Annotated in this window: 16 protein-coding genes; 6 read left to right on the top strand and 10 right to left on the bottom strand. The window is 57.1% G+C overall.

The window, feature by feature from the left end; genetic code table 11:
- The first annotated feature begins 85 nt into the window (after nt 1-85).
- On the top strand, nt 86-904 hold the full coding sequence (gene tcdA, locus KUV22_RS01415; RefSeq protein WP_222227861.1) for a tRNA cyclic N6-threonylcarbamoyladenosine(37) synthase TcdA: 819 nt from the start codon (nt 86-88) through the stop codon (nt 902-904).
- Nucleotides 905-922: 18 nt separating this feature from the next.
- On the opposite strand, the gene KUV22_RS01410 is transcribed toward tcdA, so the two are convergent.
- Both KUV22_RS01410 and KUV22_RS01405 read right to left on the bottom strand, forming a co-directional pair.
- The gene (locus KUV22_RS01410; protein ID WP_222227860.1) at nt 923-2,614 is read right to left on the bottom strand and encodes an aminotransferase class V-fold PLP-dependent enzyme; all 1,692 of its coding nucleotides are present in this window, start codon (nt 2,612-2,614) and stop codon (nt 923-925) included.
- Nucleotides 2,615-2,621: 7 nt separating this feature from the next.
- Complete coding sequence (locus KUV22_RS01405) at nt 2,622-3,416, bottom strand: TatD family hydrolase (RefSeq protein ID WP_222227859.1); 795 nt, start codon at nt 3,414-3,416, stop codon at nt 2,622-2,624.
- A 237-nt stretch (nt 3,417-3,653) separates the two neighbouring features.
- On the opposite strand from KUV22_RS01405, the gene KUV22_RS01400 reads away from it, so the two are divergent.
- Entirely contained in the window at nt 3,654-4,253 is a 600-nt protein-coding gene (locus KUV22_RS01400; protein ID WP_222227858.1) for a LysE family translocator, read from the top strand.
- 34 nt (nt 4,254-4,287) lie between these two features.
- On the opposite strand, the gene KUV22_RS01395 is transcribed toward KUV22_RS01400, so the two are convergent.
- The 3 genes from KUV22_RS01395 to KUV22_RS01385 are packed head-to-tail and all read right to left on the bottom strand — an operon-like array spanning nt 4,288 to nt 7,547.
- Nucleotides 4,288-5,169 (bottom strand): SDR family NAD(P)-dependent oxidoreductase, encoded by an 882-nt coding sequence (locus KUV22_RS01395; RefSeq protein ID WP_222227857.1) that lies wholly within the window; start codon nt 5,167-5,169, stop codon nt 4,288-4,290.
- Nucleotides 5,166-6,191 carry an SDR family oxidoreductase gene (locus KUV22_RS01390; RefSeq protein ID WP_222227856.1) on the bottom strand — a complete coding sequence of 342 codons (1,026 nt, stop codon included), beginning with the start codon at nt 6,189-6,191 and terminating at the stop codon, nt 5,166-5,168. The genes KUV22_RS01395 and KUV22_RS01390 overlap by 4 nt, the downstream gene beginning before the upstream one ends.
- 9 nt (nt 6,192-6,200) lie before the next feature.
- Complete coding sequence (locus tag KUV22_RS01385; RefSeq protein WP_222227855.1) at nt 6,201-7,547, bottom strand: flavin-containing monooxygenase; 1,347 nt, start codon at nt 7,545-7,547, stop codon at nt 6,201-6,203.
- Between the two features lie 163 nt (nt 7,548-7,710).
- Here KUV22_RS01385 and KUV22_RS01380 point away from each other — a divergent pair, with 163 nt between their 5' ends.
- Nucleotides 7,711-8,700, top strand: a complete 990-nt coding sequence (locus KUV22_RS01380) for an AraC family transcriptional regulator (RefSeq protein ID WP_222227854.1) — start codon at nt 7,711-7,713, stop codon at nt 8,698-8,700.
- A 71-nt stretch (nt 8,701-8,771) separates the two neighbouring features.
- Here KUV22_RS01380 and KUV22_RS01375 read toward each other — a convergent pair whose 3' ends face one another.
- Nucleotides 8,772-9,770 (bottom strand): heme-dependent oxidative N-demethylase family protein, encoded by a 999-nt coding sequence (locus KUV22_RS01375; RefSeq protein WP_261319128.1) that lies wholly within the window; start codon nt 9,768-9,770, stop codon nt 8,772-8,774.
- 57 nt (nt 9,771-9,827) lie between these two features.
- On the bottom strand, nt 9,828-10,346 hold the full coding sequence (locus tag KUV22_RS01370; protein WP_222227852.1) for a hypothetical protein: 519 nt from the start codon (nt 10,344-10,346) through the stop codon (nt 9,828-9,830).
- Nucleotides 10,347-10,612: 266 nt separating this feature from the next.
- Between KUV22_RS01370 and KUV22_RS01365 the strand changes: the two genes are divergently transcribed.
- The 3 genes from KUV22_RS01365 (at nt 10,613) to KUV22_RS01355 (ending at nt 14,751) form a co-directional block, all read left to right on the top strand.
- On the top strand, nt 10,613-11,194 hold the full coding sequence (locus KUV22_RS01365; protein ID WP_222227851.1) for a lipid-binding SYLF domain-containing protein: 582 nt from the start codon (nt 10,613-10,615) through the stop codon (nt 11,192-11,194).
- Nucleotides 11,195-11,759: 565 nt separating this feature from the next.
- The gene (locus tag KUV22_RS01360; protein ID WP_222227850.1) at nt 11,760-12,893 is read left to right on the top strand and encodes a M14 family metallopeptidase; all 1,134 of its coding nucleotides are present in this window, start codon (nt 11,760-11,762) and stop codon (nt 12,891-12,893) included.
- A gap of 49 nt (nt 12,894-12,942) precedes the next feature.
- A complete protein-coding gene (locus tag KUV22_RS01355) occupies nt 12,943-14,751 on the top strand; it encodes a M28 family metallopeptidase (protein WP_222227849.1) in 1,809 nt (602 codons plus the stop codon).
- Between the two features lie 104 nt (nt 14,752-14,855).
- Here KUV22_RS01355 and KUV22_RS01350 read toward each other — a convergent pair whose 3' ends face one another.
- From KUV22_RS01350 to KUV22_RS01340, 3 genes are all read right to left on the bottom strand, one after another.
- A complete protein-coding gene (locus KUV22_RS01350) occupies nt 14,856-16,490 on the bottom strand; it encodes an AMP-binding protein (RefSeq protein ID WP_222227848.1) in 1,635 nt (544 codons plus the stop codon).
- Nucleotides 16,491-16,834: 344 nt separating this feature from the next.
- Nucleotides 16,835-17,182, bottom strand: coding sequence for an SCP2 sterol-binding domain-containing protein (locus tag KUV22_RS01345; RefSeq protein WP_222227847.1), 348 nt, complete (start codon nt 17,180-17,182; stop codon nt 16,835-16,837).
- 105 nt (nt 17,183-17,287) lie between these two features.
- On the bottom strand, nt 17,288-19,084 hold the full coding sequence (locus KUV22_RS01340; RefSeq protein ID WP_222227846.1) for an acyl-CoA dehydrogenase C-terminal domain-containing protein: 1,797 nt from the start codon (nt 19,082-19,084) through the stop codon (nt 17,288-17,290).
- Nucleotides 19,085-19,200 lie beyond the last annotated feature (116 nt).

Below are 19,200 nucleotides of genomic sequence, written 5' to 3'. Positions count from 1 at the left end.
CCCTTCGCCCTGCCATATTCCCCCTTCACCCTGATCAGCTCCTCTGATCTGGGACGCCCGCAAGAGATGTAACACTGGAACCCATATGCCCGAGAAGAACTTGAGTGACGCCTACCTGCAACGTTTTGGCGGAATTGCGAGACTCTACGGCAACGACGCCCTGCACGCTCTACACGGAGCCCATGTCGTCGTCATCGGCATTGGCGGTGTAGGCAGCTGGACCGCAGAGGCACTGGCACGCAGCGGCGTGGGCAAAATCACGCTGATCGACTTGGATGACATCTGCATTACCAATACCAATCGCCAGATCCACGCCCAGGTGGGCAGCATCGGCGAGATTAAGGTGGAGGTCATGGCGGAGCGACTGCGCCAGATCAACCCGGAAGTCGACGTGGTCACCCGCGAAGATTTTATCGCCAGCGACAACTTTGCCGAATTTCTGGCACCGGAGAAGGAAGCTATCGACGTGGTGATCGATGCGTTTGACAACGCGCGCGTAAAAGCCGCGCTCATCGCCTACTGCAAAGCCCGCAAGCTGCGCCTGATTACCGTAGGCTCCGCTGGCGGCAAGAAAAACCCCGCGGCGATCACCTGTGCCGATCTCGGCCGTACCGTCAGCGACCCGATACTGGCAAAGGTCCGCCAGCACCTGTACCGCTTTCACAATTTCCAGAAGTCCAGCAAACGTCAATTTGGAGTGGATGCCATTTATTCCAGCGAGCCCATGGTATACCCGCAGCCCGATGGACAGGTTTGCCAGCAAAAAAGCACCATGCAAAATGGGGTAAAACTGGATTGCAGTGGCGGGTTCGGCGCGGCCACAATGGTCACAGGCACATTTGGATTTGTTGCCGCAAGCAAAGCGATTGAACGCATTGTGCAGCGCGCTAACTCTAAGAGCTAGCGCGAGCAAGGCAACCTATCAGGCATGCATTAAGTCGAAGGCGCGCTGCACCAGAGCGCGGAAGCCATTGCCGCGGGACTCACTCAGTTGCTGCGACAAACCCAATTCGTCAAAAATCTGATGCAACTTGGATGGCGCAACAGCACCCTCCGACACGCCATCAATCTGCGACAGCAACAGCGCCCCCAACCCCTTCACGATCCGGCTATCGCTGTCGATTGCGAATCGATGCACACCCGCTTCCTGGCGGTGCACCAGCCAGGCACTGGATTCGCAGCCCTGCACCAAATGCTCGGTAGTGCGGATCTGGTCTTTGCGAGAAATCACCTTGGCCCAGCTCATGAGGGTCCGATAACGATCTTGCCAATTTTTTTGATTGCGCAGCGCGTCCAGATCCAGCTTAGACAGGTCATCGGGCTGCCAAGAATACGCCTCGGTAGCGGCAGATTCGGAGGAGCCTGCAGCGGACGGCTGAGGCTCCACGGTGTCGTCCAGCTGCTGTAATAATTCCTCAATGCCGGCTATCAGACGGTCAATATCTTCCCGCGAGTTGTATGCCACCAGAGACGCGCGCACGGTCGCCGTGTGACCAGCCGCATGCAACAGCGGCTGGGCGCAGTGATGCCCAACGCGCACCGCAATATCGCGCCCATCCAACCACTGCGCAATATCAATCGCCGCACAACGGGGGTGCACAAAACTGGCGATACCAAGATTGTTGCGGGGATTGCTCAACAACTCTAATTCGTGCACCTGCGACAATCTGTCGTGCAAGTAGGCAAGCAAGGTTTGCTCGTGCTGCACCATCGCCTGTCGGTCCTGTTTGCCGAGGAATTCGATACAGGCGCCAAGCCCGGCGATTGCCGCTAGCGACGAGGTTCCCGCTTCAAATCGGTGAGGCAGATCCGCGTAATCACTGGCGAGAAGGTCGACGCTGGTAATCATCTCGCCACCGCCCTGCCAGGGCGGCAGGTCGCACAAAAGCGCTTCGCGACCGTATACCAGGCCTATGCCCGTGGGGCCATAAAACTTATGCGCAGAGCACACGAAGAAATCGCAACCAATGGCCGCAACATCCACCACATCGTGCGCAGCCAGTTGCGAGCCGTCCACGACCCAGCGCAGATCACGTTGCGACAAGGTTGCACGTAGAGTTGCACGCAAGGTTGCAAGATCCGTGCGGAAACCCAGCGCATTGGAGCCGCCGGTAACAGATACAATCTTGGTGCGCGGCGACAACACCTCTGCAATACGATCAATTTGCGGCACGCCGTTGGCATCCGGCACAAAGCGCAGCACCAACCCATGCTGTTCCGCCAACATTTGCCACGGGACAAGGTTGGCGTGGTGCTCCGCAGTCGACAAAACAATCTCATCGCCAGCAACCAGACCACGGCACAGGCTATTGGCCAACAGGTTCAAGCCTTCGGTAGCACCGCGGGTAAAGATGATTTCTCGCGGCGACTGCGCTCCCAGAAAGCGTGCACTTGCCGCCCTGACCCGCTCCACCATCTCGGTGGCACGCCGGGCCAGGCGATGGCTCGAGCGATGGGTATTGGCATTGCTATGCAGATAAAAATCGCGGATCGCATCAATGACGCAGCCCGGCTTCTGCGTGGTCGCCGCATTATCCAGATAAACTAAATCCCGGTTTTCCGCTTGGGAAAACAGTGGAAACTGCTGCTTAAATTCTTGCGGGGAAAAAGTCATTGTCGGTTCAAAATCCAAAAAGCGTGCACGCATTTTTTCCGGTCTGCGCAATGACCTGTTCCGGAGAGATGCCACGCAGCTCCGCCAAGGTTTGCGCAATTTGCGGCAAGTATTCCGGGCTGTTGCGCTCTCCCTGGCGGCCGGCCAGTGGCATGTCCGGTGCGTCGGACTCCAGCAGCAACTTTTCCAATGGTATATCGCTCAATGCCCTGCGGGTTTTCGCCGCGCGCTCGTAAGTAATTGTGCCGCCAACCCCCAGGTAGAACCCCAGGCGCACATACTCCTCGGCAATCTCCCGGCTGCCGGAAAAAGCATGGATCACCCCGCCTTCTTCCAGGGAGAACTTCTTTAATATGCGCAATACATCCGCATGGGCACGCACGCTGTGCACAATCACCGGCAGGGACAGTGCGCGCGCAGCATCCAACTGCGCTTCAAATACCGGCAACTGTTGCTCAAGGGGCGTCTCGATGTTCGCGTCCAGACCACACTCGCCAACGGCGACACAGCGCGATACTTCGCCACTTCGTTGACGCTCGTGCTCGACACGCTCAACCACTGCCCGACGCACGTCGGCGGGAGCAATCGCAAGCTCCTTCACCCACCATGGATGCACTCCGACCGCGCCATACCAATCGGGTTCAGAGTGCACCAGGGCAAACAATTGTCGCCACTGGGGAATACTGACACCGGGAATCACCAGGGATTGCACCCCCGCCTGTCGGCAACGCGACCAGACCTGTGCGCGGTCCTCGCTGAACGCATCAAAATCGAAATGGCAGTGGCTGTCGATAAACGCCATGCATGACCCCACCTGGGCGCAGCCCTCGGCGGCGGGCATGCGCAGCTAGAAAAAGTGAATTGTAGGTCGGGCGCGACACAAAAGCGACGCTGGCATTCCCCGGGGCTGACGTCGCTGCGGAGAGCAGACTCGCCGGACATACACCTTCAGGATTGCCGGATGGGCGTCACAACGCGATAATCACGCTGAATTCCCCCTACCGCTGTCCACCGCCCCATTCCACTGCCGAGGTTTACGTTGGAAATTTTGCTGTCCATCGCGCTGTTCGTGTTCTCAACCAGCATTACCCCTGGGCCAAATAACCTGATGATCATGTCATCGGGCCTGAACTACGGTGTCGAGCGGTCCCTGCCACATATGCTGGGCATATGTCTCGGGTTCCCGGCCATGATTATGGCAATCGGGTTTGGTATGGGGACCTTATTCCAGCAGTTTCCGTTTCTACATGAAATCGTGCGCTGGGTTGGGATCACCTACCTGTTGTATCTGGCCTGGAAAATTGCGAGCACCCGGGATGTGGGCGCGACACCGCAGCAAAAGCCCTTTTCATTTCTGCAGGCAGTCGCGTTTCAGTGGGTGAACCCGAAGGGATGGATTATGGCGGTGGGAGCGCTTGCGGCCTTCACCACCCCCAATGGCGAGATATTGCTGGAGGCAGGCCGCATTGCGCTGGCATTTATTTTAATTGGAGGCCCGTGCATCGCTATCTGGCTGATGTTCGGTGTCGGTTTAAAGCGAATTCTCACCGAGCCGACGCATCTGCGGGCGTTTAATATGACTATGGGATTGCTGTTGGCAGCCAGCGTGATACCCATGCTAACTACCGAGTTCTCCTGAGTAGATCGAAAGCCTTTCCAGAATCTTTGCAGAATCAGTTCTGCGGCAACTCGGACTGGCGCGCCAGCTTGCGCCCCTCCTCCAGCTCCACACGAAAGTTCTTCACCATTTGCCGCAGGAACAGGCGTGGAGCTAATTTATACAGGTAGGCTCCGAACAACGATTTGTCGCGCGGGAACAAGCGCTCCTTGCCCGCAGCCAGCGCATCCAGAATACGCCCCGCCATCCAGTCAGCACTGCGCACTTGGCCCACCGTACTCTGGGCATGCTGGGCACGCCCGCCATCACCGGAGAGTGCATTGGCATCAATGTTGGTCGCCACAAAGCTGGGATACACCATCAGCACAGACACACCATCCTCGCGCATCTCTTCACGAAATGTCTCGAAGTACTGGTGCAAAGCGCTCTTCGCCGCACAGTAGCCCGCGCGACCGAGAACGGGCATCCAACCCGCCATCGAGCTGATATTCACCACACAACCGCCTGCCGCGGTAAGCGGCGCAAGCAACCCCTGGGCCAGCTCAACGGGTGCGTGATAATCCACCGCCATCACCCGTCGAATAACGGCGTTACTGGTTTGCGCAGAAAGGCTGCGGTGGGTAATGCCCGCGTTATTAATCAGCAGATCCACCTGCGGATAGGCATCGCGCAACTTCTCACAAAGCTGGGCAATCGATGCTTCCGCCGACAGGTCCGCCACGTGGACATCGATACTCACCAGCGGCTGGGTAAGTTCGGCAGCCCGCTGACGCAGGGCATTTTCGTTCACATCTACTAGCACCAGTCGCAGCGCAACCGAGGCTGCTTGCGCGCGCTGCGCCAGCTCTTGCACCATTGCCCAACCAAGACCGCCCGCTGCGCCGGTGACTACCGCAACGCGCTCTCTATTTACGCGCTTGGCAAATAACTCTTTCATACTATCGCCCCCTCATTCGTTGCCGCCCGCTGTGTACCCTCACTGTTCGATAAATCAGGACAGTAGGTAATTTGGGCATCGCTGAGATCCACTTTCCGGCCCAGAGCGTGCTCGGCGAAAAAGGCAAAAGTCTCCGCGGAAGTTTTCTGCGGCTGGTAACCAAGCTCTGATTTCAAACGTGTATTGAGCAGCACCGGTCGATATTGCAGAAAGCGCACCTGCGCTGGGTGCGCATCACCCAGGCGCAGGCCAAAACTCATCGCCAACAAGGCCTTCAATAACCAGACCGGCGGGCGGCGCAAAGGCTTCTTCAGCAACCGAGCAATTTCTGCCGGTGTCAGTGCACCGTCGCCCGCCAGGTTATAGATACCCGCTGCATCGCGGGTAACACCGTATTCGATCGCGCCGACCACATCCTGATCCCAGATGAACACGAAGGGAGAATTGTGTGCGCCCGGGTCGAGAATGCTGCGCCCGGAAAACAGCGAACTGATTTTACTGTTGGTGGTGGCACCAACGATGGAACACGGACGAAAAATCAGCTGTTTAAGTTCAGGATGGCTCTGGCGATACTCCGCCAGCATTTCTTCAACCAAACGCTTGTGATCGGAATAGCCAAATTCTGGATTTCCGCGCAGGGGGTCACTTTCCTGCAGCCATGCCGGATTATCTGCGTGGTAACCGTAAGCCGCGCCACTACTGGTTAAGGTAATGTGCGTAACCCCGGCACGCACGCACGCGTTCAACACATTACGCGTGCCCTCAACATCGATTTTATATTCCCGCGCGCGATCGCGGCCGGCGGACATCACCGAGGCCAAGTGCACCACATGGGTGATGCGCTCAGCTCGTAACACTTCAACCAGCGACGCGTCACAGATGTCCATGTTAAAGATCGGAAAGCAGGTTTCCCGATGCGCAACATCAACCCCTACCACAGGCATCTGTTTACTCAGGGATTCACCCAGAAGATGCCCGACATAGCCGGCAGCACCGGTAATTAAAACCCGCTTCTGTGTCATGTTTTGCTCTTATTTTGCAGGAGTCGGGACAGCGTCGAGGCTCACTGCCGCGTCAAAACTTTTGTAATCCTTACGCAGATGCTCCGTGTGCTCGGCCATGGCGTTCAGGTAAGTATCCTTGTGCACGTAGTAGGCCATGCGTTCGAGGTTGAGATACTTCATCCCGCCATCCGCACGTTGACCAGCCTGCGCTTGTTTTACCGACTTCAACTTGCGCGCCGACTCGGCGCCCTCCGCCAACTGGCGAATGTACAGTGCCACCATTTCCGCCTGACGATTGCGACCTTCCCAGCCGAGACCTGCAGCCTCCACCATGCCCATCAAGAACAGGTTGTCGTATTCCGGGTGGAATACATTGAGATACATACGGGGCGCGAAAGATTCCCAGTTCAGGTGGGCGCGATCGATAAACGGGTAATGCAGCTTGTAGCCGGTGGCCATCACGATCATGTCGTAGTCAGCGCTAGTACCATCGACGAAGGTGACGCTGTTCCCCTCCACTGCCGCGATATCCTTGCGCACATGAATATCGCCGTGACCGATGTGGTGCAGAATCAGAGAATTGATCACCGGGTGAGATTCAAACATCTTGTAGTCGGGCGTGGGTAGGCCGTACTGCTCCGGCGTTCCCAGCATCAGCTTGGAAATGGCCGCGCTAATTCTCTGCTGGATAAAGCGCGGCAACTTGATCTTGCCACCCAGCGCATCGGTCGCCTTGCCGCCGATGAATTTAGGCAGGAAGTAGTAGCCACGGCGCAGGCTGATATCCACGTCTTTTGCGCGGTGGGCCGCATCCACCGCTATATCCGCACCACTGTTGCCACATCCGACCAGCAACACGCGCTTGCCCTCGAAAATGGCGGGATCGCGGTAATCGGCGGAGTGGAGCAGTTGGCCACTGAATTCGCCAGGTAACTTGGGCATATTGGGATGATGCAGGGTGCCGTTGGCAATCAACAGCCCACCAAACACCCGTGTCTGCTCCTGGCCCTGGCTGCGGGTAGTAATGTGCCAGTCGTCCCCTTCCCGCTCACAACGCAACACCTCGGTCTCAAACTCGTAGTGGCGATACAAGTCGAATTCGCGCGCGTAGGCCTGAAAGTACTCTTTCATTTCGCGGTGATGCGGGAACAGCGCGACGTCATCGCCCATCGGAAACTCGGCGAACTCGGTCATGCGCTTGGAAGAGATCAGGTGGGCCGATTCGTACATGGTGCTGGTGGGACTGTCGATATCCCACAAGCCGCCCACATCGCTGTGGATCTCGAACCCCACACAGGGAATGCCGTGCTTGATCAGGTTGCGTACCGTGCAAAGCCCCATAGGACCTGCGCCAATCACTGCGTAGGGTTTCATTATTCTTTTCTCACTTAGCTGGATTCGCCACTGGAAGCCCTTGCTGATGCCCGGCACCAGGGGGGATGGACATTCCGTTTTTCATTCAAAGTGAATATAACGTGACATCCGGATTGGCCGTCGTCATAATCGGGCACTCTCTGGTTAATTTCGGACAGTCATTTTGAACACCGCAGATACTAGAACCGTCACATTAAGCTATACACGCGCGATTCTTAGCGCGCTGGGACAACTGAACCTGACACTACCAGGTACCGCACAGGACTTGCTGGCCGCCATTAACGAGGAAGAACGGGTGCCCATGCAGGTTCAGGAGGAAATCTGGCTCGCGGTACAGGAGGCGCACCCCGACCCGCTACTTGGGGTCCGTCTGGGACAGGCGATGCAGGGTAGCCAGATGGGACTGGTGGGCTACCTGCTGATGACCCAAAAAAACCTTGGCGCCGCCATTGATCAGCTGCTGGTTTACCATCCACTGCTGGGCGAAGGTGGCCAGTTTGAATTGCGCCGCAGCAGCTATTACGTGGATGTCTGCTACCACCCCAACTATCTGCGTTGTGCCCGCCTGCGCGTGGAGACCGTGCTCTCCACCCTGCTCTCACAGTCACGGGCCATGACGGGCCGGGAATTCCAGCCGCAGAGCGTTCAGTTTGCCTACCCGACGCCGTCGCTCGCGGTACAACAGCAGTACCAGCAAGTCCTGCAGGCGCCCGTGCAGTTCAATGCCGAAGTGTCGGGTATCCGCCTGCGCACGCAGGACCTTGAGATTCCCCTGGTCGCCGCGGATCGCCAGGTAATGGCACGCCTCAAACCGGAAGCCGATGCCCTGCTGAAAGCCCTGACCAGCAAAAGCCTGCAACTGCGCGTGGCACACCTGCTACAACAGGAACCCCAGCTCAGCCGGGAACAGGTGGCTGCACGACTGTGCATCAGCCCCCGGCACCTGGGAAGAAAGCTGCTCGAGGAAAATGCCAGCTTCCGCGCCATCCAGGATGAAGTGCGCAGCCACTACGCTTGCCAGTGGTTACGCGAGGGACAGAAGACCAACGTGGATATCGCAGCGGCGCTGGGTTACTGCGACGAGAGCGCCTTCGGCAAGGCTTTCCGTCGCTGGACGGGACTCTCACCGAAGAACTTTAAGGCCCAGGAATAAGGCCTAGGAATAAGGCCCGGGAATAAGGCCCGGAATAAGAAATAAGACGCAGAATTGCGGCGGCACCGACCTCAGGGCGAGGGGACCTCAAGGTGGCAGGAGAAAAAGTGTTGCAGTGACGGCAACAGTGGCGCGAGCGACTTGTAACGCCCTTCCTCCGGGGACATCTGGGCAACCGCAGCCGCCAGCGCACTCAGGCCGCCCTCAATCGCCAGCAGATCTTCCAGTGGGTTGGTCATGACGCGAATGGTAAAGACCACCGCACCGGTATCCGGTAAGCGGCGCAGCGATTGCCGCTCAATACGCAGGTATAGCGACTGTTCTGACCCAGCCCCCTCAGCTTCTTGCAAACTCACCGTGTCCTCCCCGCGCTGCAACAACGCGGGAGAATCCACCACCGACCAGTTGCTGCGCCACACGGGGTACTCGGGCTTCAGGTGGTCAAAGAAGCGCGCCATTTGCCCCGCCAGCTTATGCTGAAAGCCCGGCACCGGGGCGTGGATCTGATTCAGTGGCCTGCCGATCTTTTCTTCCAGTCGCCAATAACTGGGCGCCGCCAGATAAGCCGCTACCAGTCGGTAGCCACCCTCGCCCGGCAGCAGCAGGCAGACATCGTCGGCAATCCAACAGCCGGCATGGCGCAACGGGGAAGTGCTGGCCAGTGCGGACTCGACACCGGGCCAGTGTAATTGACCGGAATCGCCCCGCCAGCAGAGGGTACCGCTGGAGGTGCAGACATAGCGTGAGTGATCCTGCACAAGATGCCGGAACAACAGCTCCACCAGCTCCCGCTGGACAGGCAAGGACTCAGGTAGCTGCGCATACACCTTCTCACCCAGCCGGTGGTACGCGGCGGTCTTGCTGTTCAGGTAGTGCGGCAACGTTGGGCAGGATGTGATCCAAGCCTGGGGTTCCAGCTTGTTCAGTCCCATATGCACGATATCGGGGACCTTGAGAAACGGCAGGCAGGCAGAGGGCGCAGCGAAATCCTGAGCGTAGCGACGCATCAGGACTTCGCGCGGAACCGAACCGGTCGAAGACAGAACAGGGGCAGACTTAGCGCCTGTCATGATTGCCACGGGCAAACACCGGTTCGTGATAACACAATAACAGCCAGGGAAGGCGTCTTAGTGAGCTGCGGCGAACTGCTCGCTACGGGCCTGTTGCAGCGCGGCCAGGTCGCGCACCCAAACCACATCGGTAACGCTAACTTCGCGACCGGTGTATTGGCGGATAGCCGCACTCACCTGGGCCAGCTCATCACCATTGGCCGCGCCATCTACCGCTTCCAGTGGCAATTCAACCCAAGCCTGACCATTCTGGTCGATTACCGGCTTACCCAACGCCTCACCATCAGCGCCGTTCAACTGGCTGTCGTCGGCAGAGCTAATGTGACGATCGATCGCGGAAGAACCACCGGACGGCAGGTAAATGGTGCCGTTGGTGAAATCCACCGCAAACGCAACAATACCCGGCAGAATACCGAACAGCAGCGCCGCGCCATCCAGAATCACCACCACCGGATCCACACGACCGCCACTCTGGCCCTTGCGCTCTGGATACAGGAAGTATCCGCACGCAGTCAGGTTCATCACCATGGTCAGCAGGCAGGATGCGGCTAGGCCGCGTTTCAGGGATCGGTTCATGGTTTTATCCTCTAGAAGATGCCGGCAAATCACTCCCCGGCGGAATTGCGCATAAACAGCGCATAACAGTGGGCGCAAGAATACCCGATTTAATGAACCAGCTGAAAGTGGCGCCAATTCACTCTTTGTGCGCTAGGTCGCAGGCATAACGAGGCATCATCGGTATTCTGGACATGAAGTTTTGCAACATCATACGCCGCGGCATTTGTTGACCGCCTATTTCGGCACATTTATCCGGCAGTGTTCCGGTACATTGGAGAGCTCACATGACGCATTTTGCGCGCACTATTCTTCGCCCATTGGCCCAACTGTTCGTCGCGGCCCAGATTGTACTGATTACCGCTTGTGCAGCCCCCGGTCAGACCGGCGACGACCAGCGCCGCCACATCCAGCAAACCGAGCGCCAAGTCCTGGATGAACTCTACCGCCTACAACCCGAATTACGCGGCGAGCTGGCACAGGCGCCCGGCTACGCGGTGTTCAGCAACGTGAACGTGAACCTGTTACTCGCCAGCGCCTCAACCGGCTATGGCGTCGCGGTAAACAACGGCGGCAAGCGCACCTATATGAAGATGGGCGAAGTCGGTGTCGGCCTCGGCTTCGGGGTAAAGGATTTCCGTGCACTGTTTGTGTTTGATTCACCGGAAGTGATGGATCGCTTTGTCGAGAATGGCTGGTCTTTCGGTGGCCATGCGGATGCCGCGGCCAAGGCACAGGATAAAGGCGCCGCGGTCGGTGGCGAAGTAGTGGTTGACGGCATGCGTGTGTACCAGCTGACCGAGAGCGGCATTGCTTTGCAGGCCACTCTTAAAGGCACCAAATACTGGAAAGATCGCGCACTCAATTAATCCAATCAATTCCGCGGGATTCTCTGTTAGGCGACCTGTATATATGGCCTAACCATCAAAGAGATAACCGAATCCGCGCCAAGTTGATCACTTAGGCAGCACCGAGCACCGATAGCTGCCTAAACTTTAAACAGCACCTGCTGAGGGATGTCAGGGAGCAGTACAATATTTCTGATGGCGCGCTAGTGGTTCGCGCCGAGCATTGACCAGGGCAGTGAGAAGTCGTCTTCGGTCCGACGCCAGAAATTTCAGGGAGCAGTAGTCTCAGCAGGTGCCGCCAGGGAATGGCAGAGGCGCGGCGTTCGCAAGAGCGTCGCGCCTTTTTAATTTTCACGCCCTCCAGGTCGCACTCGCGCTACGACTCCCATCAGGTTTACCGCGCCATTTCGATATTTTATGCTCGACAACCAAGCCTCGGCAGAGGTTTTTCCCAAGTTGTATTGAACTATCCTGATCCTCGGCTCCAAAGCTGTATCCTTCAGCTCACTGGATCCACAGCCATACCCTGACCGCACTCACCTGCACTTGGGGACAGGCCAGAACAAAATCACAATGGAGCTTATCCATGCATATCAGCAGCGCTTTTGACAGCGGCAACATCAAAGTCATCGATAAAAATAGCGACCCCATTGAACTCGCCATTCGGATCGACAACGAGTCTGACTTCTACCAATGGTTCCACTTTCGCCTGGAAGGGGATATTGGCAAAAAATACGCGCTGCGCATCAATAACGCCGGCAAGGCCGCATACCCGGAAGGATGGGAAAACTACCGTGTCTGCGCCTCCTACGACCGCCATCACTGGTTCCGGCTCGATGCACAATACGATGGCAAGGTACTCGACTTTACCGTTGAGCTGGATCAGCCAGCGATCTACCTGGCTTACTTCGCACCCTACTCCTGGGAGCGCCACCTCGACCTGTTGGCATGGGTTCAAGCCGATGATCGTGTACAGGTAGAAACCCTCGGACTCACCCTCGATGGTCGCGACATGACCCTGCTGACCATTGGTGATGCGGAGAAAGCAAGCAACAAGGTATGGATGATTGCCCGCCAGCACCCCGGCGAAACCATGGCCGAATGGTTTGTAGAGGGTTTCCTGGAGACACTGCTGGATGAGGCTAACCCCGCCGCGCTGCAGCTACTGCAGGACACGGTGTTTTACGTTGTACCGAATATGAACCCGGACGGCAGCGTACGCGGCCACCTGCGCACGAATGCGGCCGGTGCCAACCTCAACCGCGAGTGGCAATCGCCCAGCATGGAGAAGAGCCCTGAGGTTTTCCTGGTACGCGAACGGATGCTCGCTACCGGCGGCGACATTTTCCTCGACATTCATGGCGACGAAGCACTGCCGTTTAATTTTGTCGCCGGCTGCGAAGGGATCCCCAGCTACGACGAGAAACACGCGGCACTGGAATCACTCTTCAAAGAATCCTTCGTTAAGGCCAGCCCAGACTTCCAAACTGCGCAGGGCTACCCGCTCGACAAACCCGGTGAAGCCAACATGACCGTCGGCACCAACTGGTGTGGCCATCAGTTCCGCACCCTGGCCCTGACCCTGGAGATGCCATTTAAGGACAATGACGAGCTGCCCGACCCCGTTGAGGGCTGGTCTCCGGCACGAAGCCGACAGCTCGCGCGCGACATATTTACGCCGATTCGCGAAACGCTCGCGTTTATGAAAGGCAACAAATAACGTATCCATAACAACACCGATAACAAAGAAGACCTGAAAAGGAATCACGATGCAGAACCCGTTACCCTTGCAGCGACTCGCTCTGCCGCTCGCCCTGTCAAGCTTGATTGCACTGGGCGCTTGCAGCAAACAGGAGGCGCCGAGCGCCACTGATAATACACCTCAAGCCCCGCAGAGCAGCGCCGCTGAATCCGCAGCGCCTTCCGAAGCCGGCGAACAGCTTGCACCGGAGACCGCCAGCGCACCGACACTCAGCGCACAGGAGCAGGCGGAAATCTCCGAACTGGCAAAAGACCTGCACACCCACGTAGCAGTCCTCGCTTCTGACGAATTTGAAGGCCGCGCCCCGGCAAGCAAAGGCGAAGAGCTGACCATCAACTACCTGGCAACTGAGTTCGAAAAACTGGGCCTCAAACCCGGCGCCATCGATAGTGACGGTAACCCCAGCTGGTTCCAGAAGGTGCCGGTGGTAGAAATGAACATCGAAAGCACACCTCTGGTGATCAAGGGCGAAGACTTTGAAAAGTCACTCGCCCCACTCACCGATATGGTGACCTTTACCCAGCGCCAGACCCCAGAGAGCCAGCTTAAAGACAGCCCACTGGTGTTTGTCGGCTACGGAATTGTCGCCCCGGAAAATGACTGGAATGATTACGCGGGCCTGGATATGAAAGGCAAAACCGCAGTGATCCTGGTCAACGACCCGGGCTACGCAACCCAGGACAAAAACCTGTTCAACGGTAATGCCATGACCTATTACGGTCGCTGGAGCTACAAGTTTGAAGAAGCGGCTCGCCAGGGTGCAGACGGCGCTATCGTGATCCACGAGACGGGCGCTGCTGGCTACCCGTGGGAAGTCGTGAGTGGCAGCTGGTCCGGTGCTCAGATCAGCCTGGCGGCGGATGACAAAAACGCGGACCGGGTTGCGGTGGAATCGTGGATTACCGACGACGCAGCCAAGGCATTGTTTACCGCCGCGGGCCTCGATTTTGACGCAGAGATGACGGCAGCCAAACAGCGTGGCTTCCAGGCCAAGCCGATGAATTTAACCGCCAGCGTAGACCTGAAAAAGGAATTGCGTACCTCCGACTCGCGCAACGTCGTTGCCAAAGTCGAAGGCAGCAAATACCCGGATGAAGCCATTATTTACACTGCCCACTGGGATCACCTGGGCGTAAATGAAAACGCAGAGGGCCACGACCACATTTTCAATGGTGCGGTAGACAATGCCACCGGCACCGCCGGCCTGCTGGCAATGGCCCATCAGGTGGCCAAGCAAGCGCAAGCGCCGGAGCGCTCGATGGTATTTGTCGCGGTGACTGCAGAAGAATCTGGCCTGCTGGGCTCTAAGTTCTATGCAGCAAACCCGGTTGTTCCGCTGGAAAAAACCGTTGCCGGAATTAACTTCGATGCCATGGGTGTACTCGGCCCAATGCGCGATGTGGTGGTAATGGGCTACGGAAGCAGCGAGCTGGAGAAGATGCTGGAGAAAGCCGCGGCGAAACAAGCGCGCTATCTGGCACCGGAAGAACATCCTGAACGCGGTTACTTCTACCGCTCCGATCACTTCAGCCTGGCGAAGAAAGGCGTACCGATGCTGTACTTCACTTCCGGTACCGACAGCTTCGAGCACGGTCGCGAGTGGGCGCAGCAGAAAGGTAAAGACTACTTGGCAAATGCTTATCACAAGCCCGGCGATGAGTACGATGCAGAGTGGAATCTGGAAGGTGCGGCGCTGGATCTGGCGCTCGGCCTGGACCTTGGCCTAGAGCTGGCCAACAGCCGCGACTGGCCAAACTGGTATGAAGGAAACGAGTTCCGTGCCGCCCGCGATGCCAGCAGCGAAACCCGCAAATAAGCCAATCGGGTAACCATTCCGACAAACAAAAAAGCCCGCGATATTCGCGGGCTTTTTTTATGGCTACTGTCTACGACAGCAGCCATGAGTCGACTCGAAAAAACTTAAGCGGTTACCGCCTCGGTCTTTTTCAGTTCTTCATCACGCAGCTCACGGCGCAGGATCTTGCCGACGTTGGTCTTCGGCAGGTCTTCGCGGAACTCGATGTTTCTGGGCACCTTATAGGCGGTCATGTTTTCACGACAGTAAGCGATGACTTCGTCCGCGGTCAGAGAGGCATCCGCCTTCACCACAAACAGTTTCACTGCTTCGCCACTGCGCTCATCTGGAATACCCACTGCAGCAGCCTCGGTAACCTTCGGGTGCGCACTAACGATATCTTCGATTTCATTCGGGTAAACGTTAAAGCCAGACACGATGATCATGTCTTTCTTACGGTCAACAATCTTGATGTACGCGTCGTCCTGAATAACTGCCATATCGCCAGTCTTCAGCCAGCCTTCGGAGTCGATGGTCTCCGCAGTGGCTTCTGGACGCTCCCAGTAACCTTTCATTACCTGCGGACCACGTACACACAGCTCACCCGGTGTATTGTTCGGCAGGTCGTTGCCGTTCTCGTCAATGACTTTCACTTCGGTACCCGGAACCGCGACACCCACGGTACCCAGCTGCACCGCTTCCGCCGGGTTGAAGCAAACAACCGGGGAAGTTTCCGTCATACCGTAGCCTTCGGTTACCACACAGCCAGTCACCTGCTCCCACTTTTCAGCGGTGGCACGTGTCAGCGCCATACCACCGGAACAGGTAGTGTGCAGTTTACTGAAGTCCAGATCGGCAAAACCAGGGTCGCGCATCAGGCCGTTGAACAACGTATTCAGGCCGCAGAAACCGGTAAAACGAATTCCCTTCAGGGTCTTCACGAAGCCCGGAATATCCCGCGGGTTTGGAATCAGCAGGGAGTGGTTACCAGTGGTAAACAGGCACATGCAATGAATGGTGAAGGCGTAAATGTGATACAGGGGCAAAGGTGCAACATAGTACTCCTCACCCTCTTTCATGGATTCGCCCAGCGCTTCGCGCACCTGCTCCATGTTGGCAACCAGGTTGCGGTTGGTCAGCATCGCGCCCTTGGCAACACCAGTAGTACCACCGGTGTACTGGAGTACAGCCAGGTCATCCGCGGTACGCGCCACGTCTTGATGCGGCGCCTTGGCACCCTTGGCCATTGCGTCGCGGAAGTTCACTTGGTTCGCGAAATGGAAATCCGGAACCATCTTCTTCACGTGCTTGGCAACGGTATTGATCAGCACGCGCTTCAGCGGCGGGTGCAGATCTGCAATTTCCGACACGATCACCTGTTCAACAGAAGTTTCCGCAACCACTGCAGCGGCGGTATCGGCGATATTTGCCAGAACCACCAGCGCCTTGGCACCGGAATCATTCAGCTGATGCTTGATTTCACGCTTGGTGTACAGCGGGTTGGTGTTAACCACTACCAGGCCGGCGCGCAGTGCACCGAAAACCGCTACCGGGTACTGCAGTACGTTCGGCAGCTGAACCGCAATGCGATCGCCCGGTTTCAGGTTGGTATGATTCTGAAGGTAGGAGGTAAATTGGGCGCTGAGCCGATCGATATCACCAACGGTCAACGTCTGCCCGAGGCAGGTAAATGCGGGCCGGTCTGCAAATTTGGCCGTAGCATCGGTAAACACTTCAAGAATGCTGCGTTCAATGTCCAACTTGTATCTCCCAATTCTGTTGTTGTTGTGATTTCGCCCGCTGGACGCGACCCGGACCTCTATAGGAGGTCGGTAGCAACAGGACTAACGGATTATCGGCGAGTTCACGGAACGATGGTACCTGAAGGATATTCCATGTCCGTTTATAGACGAATTCCGCGGTTCTGATCTAACCGGGCGAATAATTATTGTAAGTTTTGTTAGTTATCTGGTGAATGTAACTGTGTGAGGCAAAACAGCCGCCTGAATTTCATCGCTTGTTCGGCGGTGATCTGCCATTAAATTATTTTCGCGCCAACACGTCTCGACTGAACAGTCTCGGCGCAATTTTTAATAAAAGAAACTCAATGTACCGCAAACAGATCCGCAAGGGCCGCGGCCAATTCCCGGTTTCCAGTGTAGCGAATATCGCCAAGCAAAAATGCGTGCCGCGCACTTAACCTGCCGCCAATAATGTCTTGCAGCGTATCGTAGGACATTTCCAGGTCCAGATCAGACGACGCCGCCAAACCTTCAACCTGCTTCGCTTCAATGGCTACACAGTCACCTTCGGCAAGGCTTTCACTCCCGGACTTCCGTTGTACCTGCAGATAAAAATCGCTGCCATCCGGCAATCGAAACTGTACTCGAGTGCTTTGTGGCAGACAAGTAAGCTGCCGCAAACGCTCGAGAATGTGCGCCGGTAATTGCATCGTTACTCCGGTTTCTCGGAGACCTGTGCCCCACCCCCGTTGGCGAGACCCAGATCCAAAAACACCGCCGCTGTCACCAGCGGCGGTGTTCGTAAGTCATGTGGCTCAGAATACGAAGTGTTCCGCATCCAGGCTCATGAGGTTGTCTGCGCCACTCTGCATAGCGGCGGCATGAGTCGCGGTGCGCGGCAGGATGCGATCAAAGTAGAAACGCGCAGTTGCCAGCTTGGAACGGTAGAAGTCCTCTTCGCTGGTACCTTCTGCCAGTTTCTCATTGGCCACTTTAGCCGCCAGAGCCCACAGGTAGGCCTGAACCGCATAACCGGAATACATCAGGTAATCCACGGAAGCGGCACCGACTTCGTCCGGGTTTTCCATGGCTTTAACGCCAACGTTCATGGTCAGCTCGCCCCACTCCTTGTTCAGCTCCTGGAGCTTGGTGACGTAAGGCGCCAGCGCTTCGTTGTCCAGCTCTGCCTGGCAGAACTTGTGTACGATCTTGGTGAAGTTGCGCAGCAGTTCGCCCTGAGTCATCAGAACCTTACGGCCCAGCAAGTCCAGTGCCTGAATACCGGTGGTACCTTCGTAGATGGTAGAGATACGGCTGTCGCGCACGTTCTGCTCCATGCCCCACTCGGCGATGTAGCCGTGGCCGCCGAAACACTGCAGACCCAGGTTGGCAGACTCGTAACCGGTCTCGGTCAGGAAAGCCTTGGCAATTGGCGTCAGGAACGCCAGCAGATCGTCGGCGGCTTTGCGCTCTTCTTCGGTCTCGGCAGCATTGCTGCGGTCTACCTGCTTGGCACACAGCAGTACCAGCATACGACCACCTTCAGCGAAGGCTTTCTGGGTCAGCAGCATACGGCGCACGTCCGGGTGCACGATGATCGGGTCAGCCGCGCCTTCCGGGTTTTTCGGGCCGCTCAGGGAGCGCATCTGCAGACGGTCCTTGGCATAGGCCAGAGACTTCTGGAAGCCGGCTTCGGCGTGCGCAACACCCTGCAGGGCAGTACCCAGGCGCGCGGTGTTCATAAAGGTGAACATGCAGTTCAGACCTTTGTTGGGCGGGCCAATCAGGAAGCCTTTGGCACCGTCGAAGTTCAGTACCGCGGTGGCGTTACCGTGGATACCCATTTTGTGTTCCAGGGAACCACAGGTCACGCCATTGCGCTCACCCACGGAGCCGTCTGCGTTCGGCAGGAACTTGGGAACGATGAACAGGGAAATACCCTTGGTGCCCGCAGGTGCGTCTGGCAGGCGCGCCAGTACGATGTGGACAATATTCTCTGCCATGTCGTGCTCACCGGCAGAGATAAAGATTTTGGTGCCGCTGATGGCGTAAGAGCCATCGTCATTCGGCTCGGCTTTGGAGCGCAGAATACCCAGGTCGGTACCGCAGTGCGGCTCGGTCAGACACATGGTGCCAGTCCAGGTACCCTCTACCAGCTTGGTCAGGTAGGTCTCTTTCTGCTCGTCGGTACCGTGCGCATCCAGCGTGTTCATGGCGCCGTGAGACAGGCCCGGGTACATACCCCAGGACCAGTTGGCGGTGCCAACCATTTCGCTCAGAATGGTGCCGAGAGAGTGCGGCAGGCCCTGGCCACCAACTTCGACGTCGTGCGGCATGGACGGCCAGCCCGCTTCAACGAACTGCTGGTAAGCCTCTTTAAAGCCGTCGGGGGTGGTGACTTCGCCGTCCTTCCAGGTACAGCCTTGCTGGTCACCGCTCTGGTTAATCGGCGCCAGAACGTTCTCACAGAACTTGGCACCTTCTTCCAGGATCGCATCCACTACGTCCGGGCTCGCATCTTCGTAGCCCAGTGCCGCATAGTGCTGATCCCAGTTCAGCAGTTCACGCATAGAGAAACGCATGTCACGCAGCGGAATTTTGATCTCGCTCATCCTGAATACCCTCGTTAACGATTTTTACACTCGATTGTTCGCGCCCATATAGCAAGTTGTAACAAGCGAATGGCGCGTCGGGAAGCTCGGCACTAAGCCGTGACTCAACTATTGGT

It is taken from the genome of Microbulbifer agarilyticus (assembly GCF_019800665.1).
Classification (GTDB): Bacteria; Pseudomonadota; Gammaproteobacteria; order Pseudomonadales; family Cellvibrionaceae; genus Microbulbifer; species Microbulbifer agarilyticus_C.
The sequence above is the reverse complement of the archived record's forward strand: the minus strand, read 5'-3'. Positions and strand labels throughout refer to the sequence as shown.

Excerpts from the sequence above, each read along its gene's own strand:
- tcdA (WP_222227861.1), top strand. The coding sequence starts at position 86 with ATGCCCGAGAAGAACTTGAGTGACGCCTACCTGCAACGTTTTGGCGGA.
- KUV22_RS01410 (WP_222227860.1), bottom strand. The coding sequence starts at position 2,614 with ATGACTTTTTCCCCGCAAGAATTTAAGCAGCAGTTTCCACTGTTTTCC.
- KUV22_RS01405 (WP_222227859.1), bottom strand. The coding sequence starts at position 3,416 with ATGGCGTTTATCGACAGCCACTGCCATTTCGATTTTGATGCGTTCAGC.
- KUV22_RS01395 (WP_222227857.1), bottom strand. The coding sequence starts at position 5,169 with ATGAAAGAGTTATTTGCCAAGCGCGTAAATAGAGAGCGCGTTGCGGTA.
- KUV22_RS01390 (WP_222227856.1), bottom strand. The coding sequence starts at position 6,191 with ATGACACAGAAGCGGGTTTTAATTACCGGTGCTGCCGGCTATGTCGGG.
- KUV22_RS01385 (WP_222227855.1), bottom strand. The coding sequence starts at position 7,547 with ATGAAACCCTACGCAGTGATTGGCGCAGGTCCTATGGGGCTTTGCACG.
- KUV22_RS01375 (WP_261319128.1), bottom strand. The coding sequence starts at position 9,770 with ATGACAGGCGCTAAGTCTGCCCCTGTTCTGTCTTCGACCGGTTCGGTT.
- KUV22_RS01370 (WP_222227852.1), bottom strand. The coding sequence starts at position 10,346 with ATGAACCGATCCCTGAAACGCGGCCTAGCCGCATCCTGCCTGCTGACC.
- KUV22_RS01365 (WP_222227851.1), top strand. The coding sequence starts at position 10,613 with ATGACGCATTTTGCGCGCACTATTCTTCGCCCATTGGCCCAACTGTTC.
- KUV22_RS01360 (WP_222227850.1), top strand. The coding sequence starts at position 11,760 with ATGCATATCAGCAGCGCTTTTGACAGCGGCAACATCAAAGTCATCGAT.
- KUV22_RS01355 (WP_222227849.1), top strand. The coding sequence starts at position 12,943 with ATGCAGAACCCGTTACCCTTGCAGCGACTCGCTCTGCCGCTCGCCCTG.
- KUV22_RS01345 (WP_222227847.1), bottom strand. The coding sequence starts at position 17,182 with ATGCAATTACCGGCGCACATTCTCGAGCGTTTGCGGCAGCTTACTTGT.
- KUV22_RS01340 (WP_222227846.1), bottom strand. The coding sequence starts at position 19,084 with ATGAGCGAGATCAAAATTCCGCTGCGTGACATGCGTTTCTCTATGCGT.